The sequence below is a fragment of the Siphonobacter sp. BAB-5385 genome, assembly GCF_002261125.1.
In the GTDB taxonomy this organism is placed as follows: domain Bacteria; phylum Bacteroidota; class Bacteroidia; order Cytophagales; family Spirosomataceae; genus Siphonobacter.
This window is the reverse complement of the sequence record NZ_NMPS01000176.1, coordinates 14,840-31,448: the sequence shown is the minus strand read 5'-3', so window position 1 is coordinate 31,448 and position 16,609 is coordinate 14,840. Positions and strand designations below refer to the sequence as shown.

Annotated in this window: 13 protein-coding genes; 4 read left to right on the top strand and 9 right to left on the bottom strand. The window is 50.1% G+C overall.

Features of this window, described 5'->3' with window-relative positions:
* Positions 1 to 42: 42 nt before the first annotated feature.
* Positions 43 to 501 carry an Lrp/AsnC family transcriptional regulator gene (locus tag BWI93_RS17490; RefSeq protein WP_094813580.1) on the top strand — a complete coding sequence of 153 codons (459 nt, stop codon included), beginning with the start codon at positions 43 to 45 and terminating at the stop codon, positions 499 to 501.
* 231 nt (positions 502 to 732) lie between these two features.
* Entirely contained in the window at positions 733 to 2,058 is a 1,326-nt protein-coding gene (locus BWI93_RS17485; RefSeq protein ID WP_094813578.1) for a TolC family protein, read from the top strand.
* Positions 2,059 to 2,125: 67 nt separating this feature from the next.
* Here the strand turns inward: BWI93_RS17485 and BWI93_RS17480 are convergent, their stop codons facing one another.
* The 4 genes from BWI93_RS17480 to BWI93_RS17465 all read right to left on the bottom strand — a co-directional run bounded on the left by BWI93_RS17480 (position 2,126) and on the right by BWI93_RS17465 (position 7,193).
* Positions 2,126 to 5,083 carry a glycoside hydrolase family 3 N-terminal domain-containing protein gene (locus tag BWI93_RS17480; protein ID WP_094813576.1) on the bottom strand — a complete coding sequence of 986 codons (2,958 nt, stop codon included), beginning with the start codon at positions 5,081 to 5,083 and terminating at the stop codon, positions 2,126 to 2,128.
* Between the two features lie 170 nt (positions 5,084 to 5,253).
* On the bottom strand, positions 5,254 to 6,090 hold the full coding sequence (locus BWI93_RS17475) for a glutaminyl-peptide cyclotransferase (protein WP_094813574.1): 837 nt from the start codon (positions 6,088 to 6,090) through the stop codon (positions 5,254 to 5,256).
* Between the two features lie 138 nt (positions 6,091 to 6,228).
* The gene (locus tag BWI93_RS17470) at positions 6,229 to 6,426 is read right to left on the bottom strand and encodes a CsbD family protein (protein ID WP_094813619.1); all 198 of its coding nucleotides are present in this window, start codon (positions 6,424 to 6,426) and stop codon (positions 6,229 to 6,231) included.
* Positions 6,427 to 6,509: 83 nt separating this feature from the next.
* On the bottom strand, positions 6,510 to 7,193 hold the full coding sequence (locus BWI93_RS17465) for an SDR family NAD(P)-dependent oxidoreductase (RefSeq protein ID WP_176454260.1): 684 nt from the start codon (positions 7,191 to 7,193) through the stop codon (positions 6,510 to 6,512).
* 175 nt (positions 7,194 to 7,368) lie between these two features.
* Between BWI93_RS17465 and BWI93_RS17460 the strand changes: the two genes are divergently transcribed.
* On the top strand, positions 7,369 to 8,148 hold the full coding sequence (locus BWI93_RS17460; RefSeq protein ID WP_094813570.1) for a porin family protein: 780 nt from the start codon (positions 7,369 to 7,371) through the stop codon (positions 8,146 to 8,148).
* A 68-nt stretch (positions 8,149 to 8,216) separates the two neighbouring features.
* On the opposite strand, the gene BWI93_RS17455 is transcribed toward BWI93_RS17460, so the two are convergent.
* The 4 genes from BWI93_RS17455 to BWI93_RS17440 form a co-directional block, all read right to left on the bottom strand.
* Entirely contained in the window at positions 8,217 to 9,221 is a 1,005-nt protein-coding gene (locus tag BWI93_RS17455) for a hypothetical protein (RefSeq protein ID WP_141217507.1), read from the bottom strand.
* Positions 9,222 to 9,335: 114 nt separating this feature from the next.
* The gene (locus tag BWI93_RS17450; RefSeq protein ID WP_094813566.1) at positions 9,336 to 9,998 is read right to left on the bottom strand and encodes an HAD family phosphatase; all 663 of its coding nucleotides are present in this window, start codon (positions 9,996 to 9,998) and stop codon (positions 9,336 to 9,338) included.
* Between the two features lie 98 nt (positions 9,999 to 10,096).
* Positions 10,097 to 11,005: a glycerophosphodiester phosphodiesterase family protein gene (locus BWI93_RS17445; RefSeq protein ID WP_094813616.1), complete on the bottom strand. Its 909-nt coding sequence runs from the start codon at positions 11,003 to 11,005 to the stop codon at positions 10,097 to 10,099.
* 64 nt (positions 11,006 to 11,069) lie between these two features.
* Positions 11,070 to 14,270: a carboxypeptidase regulatory-like domain-containing protein gene (locus BWI93_RS17440; RefSeq protein ID WP_094813564.1), complete on the bottom strand. Its 3,201-nt coding sequence runs from the start codon at positions 14,268 to 14,270 to the stop codon at positions 11,070 to 11,072.
* Positions 14,271 to 14,424: 154 nt separating this feature from the next.
* Here BWI93_RS17440 and BWI93_RS17435 point away from each other — a divergent pair, with 154 nt between their 5' ends.
* Positions 14,425 to 15,219, top strand: coding sequence for a polysaccharide deacetylase family protein (locus BWI93_RS17435; RefSeq protein WP_176454259.1), 795 nt, complete (start codon positions 14,425 to 14,427; stop codon positions 15,217 to 15,219).
* A 268-nt stretch (positions 15,220 to 15,487) separates the two neighbouring features.
* Here the strand turns inward: BWI93_RS17435 and BWI93_RS17430 are convergent, their stop codons facing one another.
* Positions 15,488 to 16,603, bottom strand: a complete 1,116-nt coding sequence (locus BWI93_RS17430) for an acyltransferase (protein ID WP_094813560.1) — start codon at positions 16,601 to 16,603, stop codon at positions 15,488 to 15,490.
* Positions 16,604 to 16,609 lie beyond the last annotated feature (6 nt).

Here is a 16,609-nt window from a genome sequence, read left to right as displayed (position 1 = left end):
TTCCCTGACTGACTTTATCTTCACTCGAATCGCGAAAAACGTATGGAATTAGATACTATTGATCGCCAACTGCTCAATCTCTTGCAGGAAAATGCTCTGCTCACGGTACGTGAACTGGCCGAGCGGGTACACCTCAGTATAACGCCCGTTCATGATCGAATCAAAAAACTTGAGAATCAGGGGATTATTGAAAAATACGTAGCCCTCATCAACCGTAAACGCATTGGCCGGGGGATGATGGTGTACTGTTTTATCACGCTCGATAAACAACGACAGGAAAGCTTCCAGGAATTTAACGAGGCCATTCGAAAACTCCCTGAGGTACTCGAATGCAGTGTTGTATCGGGCAACTTTGACTATTTACTGAAAGTCATTGTTTCCGATATGGAGGCGTATAACACGTTTTACCAGAGCAAACTGAGTGTCTTGCACAGCGTTTCGCACATGAGCAGTTCTTTCGTCATGGAAGAGGTAAAAAGCACCACCCAAATTGGATTGTAACGCAATGAAGCACCCCTACCCTCCTATCATCATTCTGGATTAACGTAAGTTCTTGGATACTTTGGGCTTAGCTCTTAAATCTTCGTCGCCACTTTTGCTTGATTTATCTCAGATTCCTGAACTACGGCTTCCCGGACGGCTAACTTCGTGGAAGTAGTCGTTTTTTGTGAGAAACTAGACCAAAATCGGGACGGAGGATGTATTGACACGGTCCCGTATCTCTTAACCCCCATGTATAAAAAAATAGCCCTCTTTGCCAGCTGTTTTACGTTTTGCTTTTCTCTTTTTGCTCAGACGGCTCCCGAATCTTTATCGCTGGAAGACGCCATCACGCTGGCGTTGGAAAAGAACTATTCGATTAAAGTCGCCAAGAATCAGGTACGATTGGCCGAAAACGACAATACCCGGGCGGCGGCCGGTATGTTACCCCTCATCACGGGGCTAATACAGCCGAATGGACTTTTTAACTTTTCCAATCAGCGGTTTTTTGACGCCGTACGACCGCCCCTGGTTCAACAAGGAATCTTTAACCGAAACGTGGCCGCCAACGTCCAGTTAACCTGGACCATCTTCAACGGGCGAAGTATGCAGATTACTAAGGCCCGGCTGGAAGAACTCGTTCGGGCGGGTGAATCGCAGGCTCAGGTGACGATTGAAGGGACGATTGCTCAGGTTACCAACGCGTATTATTCGGCCGTTCAGCAAAAACAACAGTCTCGTTCGCTGGAAGATGCCCTGACCATTTCGCGGGAACGGCGGCGGCTGGCCAAAGATCGTTACGACATCGGGCAAGGCTCTAAAGTGGAGTACCTCACCGCTCAGGTCGATTTCAATGCCGATACCGCGGCCCTGATTGCTCAGAAACTGACCTACGTTAACACGAAAACGCAGCTTAATCAACTATTAGCCCGTTCGCTGAATGTGGATTTTGTGCCGAATGACACCTTGTTGTTGAACCGTGATCTGGTGTACGAATCGTTACGGGATCAGACCTTACGGGAAAACCCGCAGCTCCTGCTGGCCCGCAACAACAGTCTGATTGCCAATCTGGACGTTCGGAATCAGAAAGCCTTACTCTGGCCTACGGTCAACGTGGTGGGCGGCTATACCTATAACCTGCTCCGCAACGGCGGTTCCGGCTTTGGGGTACGAAGCGGATACAATGCGAACTTCACGGGGGGCGTTCAGGTCGCGGCCGTCATTTTCGACGGGCTGAATCAACGGCGACGCATTCAGGGAGCCAAGATTACCGAAGAAATTACGAATCTACAGGAAGCCGACGTGAAAGTCCAGATTGAAGCGGCCCTGCAACAGACGTATCAGAACTACCGAAACAACCTGAATCTGCTCGACCTGGAAGCCCTTAATGTCAAGACCGCCGAGCAGAACGTTAGTATTGCTCTGGAGCGGTACAAGATTGGCGTGGCCACACCCCTGGAATTACGGGAAGCCCAGCGAAATTTTATCGCCGCTCAGATCCGACTCATTCAGGCTCAGCTGACGGCCAAAACTTCCGAAATTGAACTGTACCGACTGAGTAGTAACATCATGAAATAAGATTCAAATGACTATAAAAAGCGAGACAGTATGCTTCGGGGCTTTTTTATAGCTACTGTTCAAACGCTTAAAATCCTACGACTGCAGACTGGCGGATGGCTTCGTAAATCATCTCACCAAATTGGGTGCGGATATTCAGCTGGCCAATCTTCGAATTATTCCGCGTGGGATATACGCGGTTCGAAAGGAAGATGTACAGCATTTTTTCCTTCGGTTCGACCCAAACGAACGTTCCGGTGAAGCCCGAGTGACCAAAGCTTGCCGGACTCGCCGAGGGAGGCCCGGACAAACCGGGACGATTGCGGTCGGGCTTATCAAAACCAATGCCCCGACGACTGTTTACTTCCACCGGGAAAGGATACGAGGTCCATTGGTGTAAGGTTTTTTCGCTGATGAATCGCTGATTGCCGTATACGCCACCGTTCAGGTACATCTGGTACAGTTTAGCCAAGTCATTGGCGGTACCGAATAAACCGGCATGGCCCGAGATACCTCCCAACAACGTAGCTCCTTCATCGTGTACCCGACCTTGAATGAGTTCTTTCCGGAACAGCGAATCATACTCCGTAGGGATGATGCGGTCAAGCGGATAATGTTCCCGTGGATTGTACGTGAGCGTCGTTGCACCCATGGGCCGGTAGAACGTATTTTTCAGGTAGTCTTCCCATTTTTCACCCGTCAGCTTCTCCACAATCTGCGGATAGAGATAGTACGATAAATCGCTGTACACGTAGCCCTGCTTGGGTTTAACGGGCGACTCTTCAATTTGTCGTAACAATTCCCGGCGGTAACGGCGGTGCAGAAACAAGTGATCAGCGACCGCAATCGGATAGCGACGGCTTTGCTCCGTGCTGAACGTACGCGGTTTCCAGCCACTTTCGCTGGTAGAGTCCAGAGCCGTTTGCCAGAACGGAATCCAGGCTTTCAGGCCCGCCTGATGGGTTAGAATATCAATCAGCTTCAGGTCGGCTTTATTGGAATTTTTCCATCTGGGGAATAGCTCACCCAGCGTCATATCCGGACGAAACTTGCCTTCATCCTGCATCCGCATCAGAGCCAGTACCGAGGTGCTGACTTTCGTGACCGAAGCCAGATCGTATAAATCGCCTTCCCGAACCAGTTGTGAACTTTCGTAGGTCGGTTTTCCGTAGACTTTCTTGAAGATCACTGCTCCATCTTTAGCGACCAGTACCGAAGCTCCGGGGTAGGCTTTGGCCATGAGCCCCTGATTGACAATGGAATCGAGTTTCGCATTCAGAATACGGGAATCGATGCCCACCATTTCGGGCATTGCGTACTGAAAACGTCCCATCGGCTGCACCCGTAAGCCATCGCCAAACTTGAAATTCGGATTTACCGTAACGGGCAACTGACCGTTGGCTCCGATCCCTCCGCCCACCAGCTGAGCGGCCAGTTCCTGCATCACCGCCGTTTCCTGATACGTAACGACCAGGGCTTTGGCTTGCTCAATTCCCGGCAATTGATTCAGTACGTAGGGATTACCGAAGAACAGGTACGCAGCATTGGACAGACCCGTAAAGTTTCGGGCGAGTTTCAGGCTCGGCTCGGGCCAGGCGTTCGCCGATCGCATAAAGGGACTATGCAGCGACACCAGTACCAGATCGTATCCGGCCAGTTTTTCTTTGATTGCCGTCAGTTGAGCCTCCGGGGTTTTCGCATCCACGCGGAAGGTATCGACGGGCAGATAATTCATCAGCATGGACTGAAAAGCCGTTGGATTGGCAGGCCCCTGAGCGGGCGTCCCGACGCTGATGGCAGCCACTTTGGTATGCATCAAATCTTTGATGGGCAGGGTACCCGCTTCGTTCCGCAGGACCGTGATGCTGCCTTCGGCCATCTTACGGGCTAAAGCTTCCGCACGGGGCTGGTTCAAGTCTTCGCTCAATCGGGCCAGCGGAGCCGGTTGGTATTTGTCCAGACCTAGCCAGGCCTTGGCCCGCAGAATCCGGCGTACTTTATCGTCCAGATCGGCCTGGGAAATTTCACCCGATTGCAAGGCTTTTTTTATCGCCTGAAACATCACCGGCACATCGGTAAACGTCTCCAGTACATCATTCCCGGCTAACAGGGCTTTTACTCCCGCAACACCCGGCGGATAATGCTTGGCCACGCCCTGCATTTCCATGGCATCGGTAAAAATGAGTCCTTCAAAACCCAGTTCTTTCCGTAACAAATCCGTTACGATGGGCTTGGAAAGCGTCGAGGCCTGATTCGGCGTAGGATCAAGGGCAGGAATACTCAGGTGAGCGATCATAACGCCATTGAGGCCCCGTTCAATCAAATGCTTGAACGGATACAGTTCCAGCGAATCCAGCCGAGCCCGTGTATGATTAATGATGGGCAGGTCCGCGTGAGAATCAACGTCGGTATCACCGTGACCGGGAAAGTGCTTGGCCGTCGTAATCAGTCCCGCATCCTGCATTCCCCGCATATAGGCCTGCGATTTCCGTAGGACTTCCTCCCGGTTTTCACCAAACGAGCGGAAACCAATCACGGGATTTTTGGGATTGTTATTCACGTCCGCTACGGGAGCGTAATTGATGTGAATCCCCGCCCGGCGACACTGCTCCCCAATTTGCTTGCCCATGCGGTAAAACCAGTCGTCGTTCATCCGAATGGCTCCCAGCGTGAGTGCATACGGGTAGCGAACGGTACTGTCGAGTCGCATGGTTAGGCCCCATTCCAAATCCTCGCCCATCATCATGGGTACGGTGGAAATGGCCTGTAAGTCGTTGATCATCGACGTTTGTCGGTAGGGCTGATTGGCGAACCAGACGAAACCGCCGACTTTGTAGTCGCGTACCCAGCTTTTGAGTTTTTCCTGATCGTAAGGCTGATTGGTAAAATTGGCCCGGGGCATCATGAGCTGGCCAATTTTTTCATCGACGGTGAGACGAGCAAAGACCGAGTCGGCCCAGCGTTGATTACCCGTCGTAAAAGGTTTTTGAGCGTACGAGGCAAGCGATACCAGAAGAGCGGTACCCAGAGGAAGCAAACGTTTCATAGATACAAAAATAGAGCATTGCCCGAAGTTTGCGGGAGTACGGAAATTTTTCTACGTAGGAAAAGATAATTTTTGCAAATAAGCCTTTGAAAGTGATTTATTAGGCGAATACTCATTTCTGAAAAAGATCCGTATTAGTCATTGGCTTTCTGCCAGAGGAACGGCCTTGGTTAAGGAGTCACCTTTATTTCGTAAATAGTTGACCAGAGTTTTCCCGTCACATACCAGTTTCCTGAGGAAGAGTCAAAAGCAATTCCGTTCATCTCCAGAGCTTGTGGGTACTTCGTTCTTGCATCCTGTTGTAAGGAGCTTAAGTCCATTTTACCCATTACCTGACCCGTTTGCGGATTGATTTTCACAACCGTAGCAGTCGTGTACACATTCGCATAAATATAGCCTTTGACGTATTCCAGCTCGTTCAGATTAATCACGGCACCCTGTTCATCGGTTACCGTTAGTACTTTTACAACCGTGAAAGTAGTAGGGTCCAGATAGGTCAGGTTTTGCGTACCATCGCTCATGATCAGGTACGTACCATCGGTGGTCAGCCCCCAGCCTTCTTTACTGGGAAAGCTGAACGTCCCCAGTTGCTTGAAAGTCCGGGCATCGTAGACAAAACCCTTTTTTGAAAGATAGGTCAATTGGTAAAGCTTGTCTTTTAAGAAGACAATTCCTTCGCCGAAGTATTGATCGCGGTCCAGCTCAACTTTGGTTTGTATTTTTCCTGAAGATAAATCCACTTCGCCAACGATGGACTCCGTCTGGGGCAATTCTTTCGGCGAGCCCGTACTTTCATACAGTTTCCCGTCGTACATCTGTAAACCTTCAGTAAACGCATTCGTATCGTGCGGATGCGTTTTGACGACGGTATAGTGCAAAACCGACGTGGCTGCCGGACTGTCTTTTGCTTCACTAGAAGATTTTGGAGCATCATTGCAGGCCGTTAGTACACTGCACCCGAGGAAAATAAGAATGGACTTTTGAAGGACTGATTTCAAGCGATTCATTACGTTAAACGTTTCCAGAACAATTTATCGGTATTGCAGCGATTCACTGGGCGTACCGGGTACGAACTTACACGTTTATTGATTGATCTTCTCTCCGTACAAACAAAAAGCCGGAACCTCCCGGCTCCGGCTTTTCAACTAAAAGTATTTACTACAGATCAGCAATTTTTTGTTGATCTCGTCTTTGGTCTTACCCGTTTTTTGCTGGAGTCGGCCCCAGAGTTCGTCTTCTTTACCTTCTTCGTAAGTCAGATCATCGTCGGTGAGGTCTCCGTAGGCTTGTTTGATTTTGCCCTTCAGTTCGTTCCAGTTTCCTTTAAGCGTTGTCTCGTTCATGACTGTATTCATTTTAAGGTTAAAGCGTAATTGCTGAATAGTATTACCAAAAAACTCATTCCAGCCAGAGTCTGACCCCAATTTCAGGCCTGCCCGTACGCTTTTAGGACCGGTTCGCGTAAGGTCTTTCCCGCTCCCAGGCTCACGAAGGCGATCATTTCCGCGAGTTCAGCCGGATTGATCCAAGTTTTAAAATCCGCATCGGGCATGTCTTTCCGATTGCTGGGCGTATCGATGGTACTGGGGGCGACAACCGTCGCAACCACATTTTTCTTCTTGCCCGCGGCGTTAATCAAATCAGCCAGACTGTTCACCAGCGATTTCGACAAAGCATACGCCACCACGTGCTGTCCCGCCGTAGGGTCCAGAGCCGGACGCGAACCAATCAGTACAATGCGGCCACCGTTGGCCTGCTGACTCATCTGCTCAAAGACGGGGCGTGCGACCTGATACGCCGACTGAAAGTTAATCTTCAACTGAGCTTCCACGGCGGCGTAATCCGTATCAAGTAACGTCCCCATCGCAAAGCCACCCACTAACAGTACTGCTACATCGATGGCTCCGTGTTCTGCTACGGTGTTTTCGACAAACTGCCGACAAGCCTGTTCGTCCGATACATCCAGGGTATACGGATGCAAGCCTTCCTGCGTAGGCATGCTCTGTGGATCGCGTACGGCAGCCACCACCGTATGGCCCATCTGAAGAAATTGCTGCGTTACGCTGCGGCCCAGGCCACCCGTCGCTCCGGTAATTAAAACAATTGCCATAGCAATGCGTATAGTTAGAATTATAGGACTGGTTTCACGTTGCCAACACCCAAAAATAAAACTTTCATAAACCGTTCGGGCGGCTTTGCCGTAAATTGATAGGTAGGCGTTTGCTTCTGCCTGCTTTTTCCGACTAAGTAGCCGGTACATTCTTTCAACTTTATCAAAGTACGTTATGAAATCATTTGTTCTACTCGGATGTCTGAGTATGGTAAATTTCTCCCTGCTGGCTCAGAGCCAACCCGCTAGCCCCTCTTCGCGACCAGTGACGAAGGAAATGCAGGAAATTTACGACCGGGCCAATGCCAAGCCTACGACTTCGATCATTACCACTCCTACCAGGACGGAACCTACTCGCTCAAAACCCGAGAAAACCAGTTTTGCCACAACGGGTGATTTCCGCGGCAGAAGTTACATCGGGATCAAAGCGGGGGGTAATTATACAACGCAACTCAATAACAATACGGATGCCGAACTGAGTTTTGCTCCGGGCTATCATGCGGGCATTGTATTCAATGCTGCTTTGGGAAATGTGGTCTCCTTCCAGCCGGAAATTCTCTATAATCACAATGCTTTGAAGGCGAAACAATTCAATGATACCTACACGTTTACGTCTTCCAGTATAGACATTCCCTTACTGTTTCGTTTTTCATTCGGTAATCAGACGCAGTTTTTTGTCAATGCCGGGGTAATGGGAAGTTATGTACTGAATACAACTTCTGAACGGGCAGGAACGAAGTTCAAAAATGACCTATCTGATTGGGATTTCGCCGAACGTACCCAATTTTCGGGCGTAGCCGGTATTGGCGTAGCCCATAACCTGCCGAAGGGACAGATTTTCCTGGAAGCCCGTGGTCATTATCTGTTAGGGGATTTTTCGGAAGGTTTTTACAAGTCGGATGCCCTCGGTGACTTGCACGCAACCTTGTCTCTGGGTTATCTGATTCCTTTTTAATTAAAACAGAAAACGGACCGCTTCACCAGCGGTCCGTTTTCGTAAGGAGTAGCGGAATTTTATCCGATTTAGATTTCCAGTCGGTAAACCTTACCCGGTTTTATACCCACCAGATTTCCTTCCGTATCGTTGAAAATCCGTAAAGACTGCTCCATCTGCGGATAGATCCACTGCCCGTAGGTACTGTAGTAGTACGGAACGCCATCGACGTTCATCCACAAATTACCCTTTGCATCCAGCACAAAATCGGTAACGGATCGCCCGGAATCGTAATTACTCACCGGAATCAGAGCTAATTTTTCCAGCGTTTGTCCATTGAATTTCATCAGTACCCCATCCCAACGGCCATCCTTCACCACTAACCATAGCGTACGATTGGCGTCTTCGAACACACCAAACAAGGAATTTTTAATGCCTTTACGCGTGTAGAGAAATTGCGACAAATCGTACTCCGCCACCGGCTGGGATAGGTTTGTATTGCTGTAAATCTGTAGTTGCTGATTATCGGATTTTAAAGAAAAGTTTTTCGTAAAAAGTCGTTCACTGGTTTCTTCCACCAGGTGGCCTTTCTGTTCCTTCACATCCCAAATTACCAGACCCTTGTTAGTCCGAAACCAGTGTTCTTCAGCAGTAGCTTTCACTACTTCGTTTAAATATAACTTTACATCAAAGGGTAAGTTTCCTTCTTTTACCCAGGCTCCTCCGGTGTAGCGATGTAGGCTATAACCTACGGTAGCGTCCATGTCGATGGCCCATATCGTTCCTGCATCATCGGAGAACAAAGCTTCCAGCGGCTGCTTAGCAGGTTGCGTAGACTGGGGAAAACGGCGAAGGGCATACGTCACTGAGTCGGAAAGCATCAACGCATACGGAGTGATGATCAGGGCTCTGGTCCCGGTTAACGACAGGGTATCTATTTCCTTAAGGGCAATCGGTTTACTCGCCAGCGTACGGGCTTTAGGTCCATTCAGCTTCGTGGGGCTGGGCGGATAATCCGTTGGTTCAAAAAGCGAAAGATCGCAACTGGTCAGTAGCCCAAGCAATAGCAGAGCCCATAGAGAAGAAAGTTTCATAGCGAGCAGATGAGATGGAATCTGGGCAAAGGTACGCGGACTTTGCTTTCACCCAATGACAAAAGGACGAGTGGTACTACTCGTCCTTTCTGAAAATGAACGTTCAGTACGTTCCTATTCCGTTACAATCGCCCGGATTTTTTCGGCGTTCAACTCCGAAAAATGGTTAATTACCTGATTGGCTTCGCTCAAATCCTGCAGGGCCGTATGCTCGCTGTTGTAGCCAATGCAGTAAATCCCCGCCGCCCGAGCCGCTTTTACGCCGTTATTCGAGTCTTCGATGATGATACACTCCGATTTGGGAGCTTTAGACAGAGCGGCCGCGTGCTCAAAAATCGCCGGATCGGGCTTCGATCGAACGAAATCTTCGCCACTCACCTTGTCCGAAAAGTACGGGTCCAGACCAAAACGTTTGAATACCCGGGCAATCGTCACCTTGGCCGCCGAGGAAGCGAGAATGAGCTGAAACCCGTGTTCGTGCAGGTCTTCAATCAGCGTCCGTACGCCGTCGAGCAAATCCAGATCTTCTTTTTCATCAAACGCATCGTTGAAAATAGCCCGCTTCCGCAGCACGAATGATTCGATATCTTCCCCCAGGTTGTAGGCTTCATTGAGTTTCTGGTAGACGTTGCGGGTAGAAAGGCCCGTGAAGGTGGCGTATTCTTCGTCGGTAATGTGCAGGCCTAATTCGTCAAAATGCTTGAAAAAAGCGTAACGGTGAACGGGTTCGGTGTCAACAATCACCCCGTCCATATCAAAAATAACGGTTCGTATCATGGAAAAATGGTCTCACTGAAAAAGACGAAGGTACGGAAAAGGCCGGGTTTTGTTAGGAAAGGATCAATCCCAGACGGTTTTTAAAGCGAGACCATTCCTTACTTAAAAAACGCATCCTTATCACTCCTCTTCGGAAGCATCGGCTGTATCCCCTGATTCGCCTGGATCGGCAAATCAGTTTCGATCAGGTCGGCTCCTGCTTTTAGAATCGTCTGATACACGTCTGTTTTCCCAGCTTTGTATTCCTTGTCGTATACCGGACCAGCGGCAACCATCACCATCACCCCGCGTTGGTGTAACTCTTCAATCAGAGCCGGGTGTTCGGGTTTGGTCTGGGAGCCGATGTACGCCATGACCTGCTTCCAGGGAATACCCGCGGCTTCGTATTCGTGCAGGGCTTTTTCCGTGTGAACAAAGGCTTCGAAGAGAATGTCCGGGTTTCGCTGGTGGTAGTATTGAGCGTCTTTAGCGGTATGAACCGTCACCATCACGAAGGCCTCGGCTTGGTGTTTACGAATGATTTCCAGCGTTTTATCGAAAGGCACGTCCTTGTAATCCAGAATCAGTACCGTTTTCCCGCGGGCCCATTCAATGGCGTCCTCCAACGTAGGAATTCGAAAATCCGTCAGCTTGCCTTCCGAATCTTTCAATCGAAATTGCTGCACTTCCTGCCAGGTATAATCCCGGAGTTTACCCGTTCCGTTGCTGGTCCGGTTCAGCGTAGCATCGTGCAGGAGTACGATTACATTGTCTTTCGTCAGGCGTGGATCAATCTCGAAGGTCGCATACGTATGTTCGAGCGTGTTTTCGAACGTTTCCAGGCAGTTTTCCGGAAAGCCGGGCCGGGCTCCCCCCCGGTGTGCACTCAGAAAAGGCCGGTGTTGGGGCGTGTAGTGCCAGAATTCCTGAGCTTTGGCTACCGTTGGGATAGCAAGTTTGTGCAATTTTTTCTGAGCGAAACCCGTAACACACAGGCCCACCAGTACGAGGCTAAGCAGCTGTTTCATCGAATAAAAAGGCAAATCCGCCCGGACTCGAAAGCCCGGGCGGAAATTAAGATCTGTTGAATACTTACTGAAACGAATACCGCAGGCCAAGCTGAATCCGCCAGGGTGTACCGCCAATCGGACGCGTACCCAGGTTCTGTACGGCGTAGCCATACTGACGGGTTGCCTGATTGAAAGCGTTAATATTCAGCAGGTTTGTATTACCACGGTTATAATTCCGGCCCCAGTCCCGGTTGAGTACGTTCATGAAGTTAAAGACATCCGCCGAAAACTCCAGCTTCTGACCTTCGGCGAGTTTAAAAGCTTTGTTCAAGCGTAAATCCACCGTCGTGGCAAAGGGGTTGATTCCGCCGTTTCGCTCGGCCACTTTACCCAGACTGGATTTGATGTAGTCTTTCACACTTTGGTCTACCGAGGGGTTGTTCAGCAGATCGCCCATGCCCTGGCGAACGTTTTCCGGCGTTGTCGGACTATTCGGATCGAATACAAAGGCCAGATCATTCGTCAGTACAAAATCACCGTTCAGACTCGTACCGCCGCCTACCAGGAAGTTATAACGGGTACCGCCCACGCCAATTACCGTAGCCCCGAGCTGGAATCCTTTCCAGGAAGGCGTTGCTCCATTTACCACGATTTTGTTCCGGAAATGCGTATCGGCGTAGCCATAACTCAAGCTCCGTGGATCATCTTTCACGGGCAGGAACGTTGAGGTATTCGCCACGCAGCAGCTATAGGAAGAGTTATCTTTCGTGGAGTTGAGTGTATAACTCATGTTCACGTAACCGTCTTTTCCCAGTTTGATACCCGCGTCGGCCACCAGGGTAAACTGATCGGAAATACCCGTCGAGATCAATTCCAGTACCCGCCCTACTTCGGTCGTTTTCCGGGAATTCTGCCAGTCCGTGATTCCCTTGGCCGTAATGGTTTCGGCGGGAACGAAAACGCCGCGATTGTCTTCATTGGCAATTCTGAATTCCGGATTATCCTTCAGGTTACGATCCACGTAGACGTAGTTATGAATCGTTTTTGCCCAGATGGCGTTGAGTCCCACCCGGATGCGTTCGCCGATAAAGTGGTTGAAGTTCACGTTACCCTTGAACGTCGTCGGTACTTGGAAGCTCGGGTTAACGGCGTTGATGGTAGACACGTACTTTCCACCCGCCGGAATACCCGGCACCGTCGAAACGTCCTGACGGTACTTACTAAATTCCGGTACGGGAACCTGAGCACCCGTTACATCCACGGAACCGACCATCAGTCCACTGTTCTGAATGTTGTTGACCTGAGCGTAGTAGTGCGGTTGAGCGGAGAATAACCCGCCTCCAATTTTCAGGACATTCTGACGCTTGCCCCCAATATCCCAGGTAGCCTGAAAACGGGGTTGAATGTTGTTCCAGTCCTCGGGTTTCACGTCCGTGCGAATGCCCAGCGTTCGTTTCACGGTTTCGTTGAGCTGTCCACCCGTCAGAAACGCCGTCGCATCGTAGCGTACGCCCAGAGCCAGGTTCAGGTCCGGATGCGGGTAAAAATCAGCTTGTCCGAAAACGGAAATATCCAGTACACTCTGATTCACGATGGGTTGCCCCTGCAAAGGCACTTCGCGGGCGTACCGATACGGCCGCAGAGCCTCCAGATCATCAATGCTGTTGAAGAAGAATCGACCGTTTTGTTCACTCGACAGATACGTCTCCATGGTGGTAATCATGTTGTCCGTACCAAAGGTGAAGTTGAATTTATCCGTATTCCAGTAGGCCGTATTGCTCAGGTGTAACTGGTGCATCCGGTTAAATTCGGGGGAATATCGTTGTCCGCCGAACTGTACCGTTTTCGTCTGCGTGGCGTTAGGATTGGATTCCGTGGGGAATGGCGAGGTAACGTTGACAATCGCCCGGGGAATATTCTGAAACGGCAGATAACCCTGGGGCGTAACGGGTTTGTAGGAATACAGGTACTGCACCTTGAATTCGTTCGTCAGTCGAGGTTTCAGCGTGGAACGCAACGCCGCCATGGCCGTTACCGATACGTCTTTCAGGTTCGCGTAGGATTCCAGCAAGTTGATGTTCGAGTTGTCACCATCGTTCAGCGGAGCCACGTAGTGGGTCATGTTGCCGCGTAGCGTCAGTTTGTGCTTGGCATTGAGCTGCCAGTCGAGGCGTGCAAAAGCCGTATTGGCCGTTGACTTCTTGGGAAACTGGCCGAATTGCTGCCCCGTAACGCCGTATTTTTCCTGGGCTACCTTCACCAGCCGTTCCAGATTGGTTTTTGTGATGCCGTACCGTAGCTCATCCGCGGATGAATTGATGTCGGCAATAATGAGCGGCTCGCTGGCATCCTGCCGATCGTAGGCTACGAAAAAGTGAAGTTTATCCTTGATGATCGGGCCACCCAGGCTGAATCCCGACTGAAAATTGGTAAAGTTCTGCTTGCGATCCGCTCCCTGAATGGTGTACTGGCTCGACAATGTGTTGTTACGGAAGTACAGGAAAGCCGAACCTTCCAGTTTGTTAGTTCCGTTTTTGGTGACGGCACTCACGGCCCCGCCCGACTGACGGCCCTGCGTAACGTCGTAATCGTTGGTGATGACTTTGTATTCGCGAATGGCTTCCAGCGAAATGGCATAAGGGCCAGCGGAAACCTGCCCGTTAGTCCAGCTATTGCGGGCATTCATCCCGTCAATGGTCACGTTAGTACCCGTCGAACGCTGGCCGCCGAAGCTGAAATTATCGCCGCCCTGCAGGGGAGACAGGTTGTTGAGTCGTGTAAAACTCCGGCCTTCATTGGGTAAGTTTTTGATCTGAGCCGCTGTAATCGACGTAGCTGCTCCCGCCTGCCGGACTTCCTTGGTGTAGCCGCGTTCGGAAACTACGATTTCTTTCAATTCCGTATTAGACGATTGTAGACTGACGTTTACGTTCAGGTTATCGCCATAATTGAGTGAGTACCCCGTTTCTTTCACCGTTTGTAAGCCAATGAAGGTTACCGTGACGGTGTAGGGCTTACCCAGCGGCAACTGCCGAAGGGCGTACTCCCCTTTCGCATTGGTCAGCGTACCCGTGGTAAAACCGGTTGCTTCGTTTCGAACGGTTACGGCGGCCCCGGGCAGGGCCTCGCCTTTTTCATCTTTCACAACGCCGGAAATGGAAGCGTCGGTAGCCTGAGCGGCCAACTGGAAATAGATACTAGTGCCGAGAAAGAAAAGTAAGCACAAAAAACGTCCGGTCCAGCCCTGGCGAGGCTGGTGTTTTTTCAACCAGAGTAAAGTCATAGTGAGCGTAACAGATTGATTGGTTCGTATAGGCCGGGCAAATGTATAGAGGCGTAAACCCGATCAAGCTGTTGCTTTTGCGATGTTTATATAATCTTTACATGAACCGGATTTTTCCGCAAAATCCTTAACATTTGCCTAACTAATGCTTCACATGGGCCGCTGGACTTTTGTTGTTATACTGCTTTTTTTATTGCCCGGCTGTCAATCCACAACCCAGCATCCGGAACGGGCGGGGATTGCCCTTTCCTTCGACGATCGCTTTTTCAGCGACTGGATGGCTTTACGTCCCTTACTGAATCAATACCAGGCTAAGGTGACGTTCTACGTAAATTGTCCGGATTCGCTGACGAATGAAGAAGTGAGGATACTGAAAACGCTTCAGCAGGATGGGCACGAAATTGGTTTTCACGGTACCATTCACGGCATCTCCACGGAAATGATACAGAATCTGGGCGTAGAAGGTTATCTGAATACGGAAATTCGGCCCGGGATTTCGTATTTGCAACAAGCGGGCTTCCACCCTACTTCGTACGCTCATCCCGGCGGCAATCATAATGCCCGCGTCGATTCCGTACTGGAGGCTTCCGGTTTTCGAATCCTGCGGGACGTGGCCCTGGCAGAACGCTCCTACAAAGGCTTCCGGCTTTATCATCTTTCCCCCCAATGGCTACCTCAGATTTATTATGACTTTGATCAGCAACGCAGCGTGGATGCCCTGCTGTTCGATACCAGTGCAAATTTGAGTGTAGCGGAACTTCGGTCGGCTCTGGTTCGGGCCAAAACGCGGGGAAAAGCCGTGTTACTCTTTGGGCATCAACCCTTTTTCTCGCCCCCCAAGCCGGAACAATACGGTTTTGATGTACAGGTACTTCGGCAAATGCTGCAAACAGCCGATTCACTGCACCTGAAATTTTATCGCATGTCGGACTTACCAGTGATCCAGTAAAGGGAGGATGTTTCAGCGTTCACAAGGGCCGCTATTCTGCTTCTGAAGGGTAGCCTTACTACGTTTGATTCATCTTCGGAATTCCGTCTCATTCTACACCCAGTACGCTATATGATCTAATCTAAGTAGTACGACCCTCTATAATAGAAAAATAATGGACTGATTCTAAGGGAGTAGACAGGCGTTAAGCTGAATTACTTACTTCGCTTAGGAAACGGAGCTTTCCTACGAAAGCCTTGGCTGTATTCCGACACGATAGAATGAGCCCCTAACGTCCGTATCGCTTGTCTTTGAAAACGAGCAGCGGTTTTTCCAGATACTCGTACGAGAGGTAAGAAACCAGAATGGACAAGCCGAATACAGCAGGGTACAAAATCAGGTTGTAGGCCGTAGTAGACAAACCCGGAGCATACGTATTGAGGACATTAATCAGGAATACCGAAATGGCAACATGGTAGAGATATAGTCCGTAAGATATCTTGCCGATGTAGCTGACGACCGGGTTTTCCAGCGAAATAATACTGTCGGGATTCGTCGCCACATTCAGTACGAAAAAGCAGAAGAAGAAGGCATACACTTCCATGAAAGCCGGAATGTGTACCCCCGACAAAAAGCAGATCAGGAAGAGTACGTATACCGTAACCTGCACATTTTTCCGGTAAAGAACGGACAGGAATCGCGTCCGATTGGTATACACCAGATAAGCTCCACCCCCACCCAGGGCCATGATGAGTAAGCGAAACTGGCCAATGAACGTCAGTACGGAATCTTTCTTCTGGGCTTCGGTTCCATCCAGCAGGTATACGCCTAAAGCAAGTAATCCGACGGTCGCCAGCATGAAGAGGGTTACAATCAAAAAGGTCCGTTTGGGGTATTTGATGATCCAGGGCCAGAGGTAATAAAACTGCTCTTCCACCCCAATCGACCAGGCCTGAGCGGCCCAGTAGGGAATGTTATACAGGACGAACGCGTAGTTGGGCAGTACCAGAGCCAGTAGCGTGATTCGTTCCGCAACGTGCTGGGAAGCGACTTCGTTGGCTCCGGGAAAATACATCAGGGGCACATGCGGAAAGACAAACAGGGCTAGTCCGACGATCAGAAAGTAAATGGGCCAGATCCGGAATACGCGTCGCAGATAAAATTTGGGAGCAGAAATGTCGCCAAAATTACCTTTTTCCTGCAACAGTAGATACGTGATGAGAAAGCCACTGAGTACGAAAAAAAGACCTACGCCCAAACGGCCCGCGTGTTTGACAACCGTCAAATGGTAAATATTGGGCAGGTCAAACGCTTCCTTCGCCTGTTCGAGGTGATGGATCAATACGGACACCGCCGCAATACATCGTACGCCGTTCAGATTGGGGAAATTACGTTTCTGACTCATGCCAAC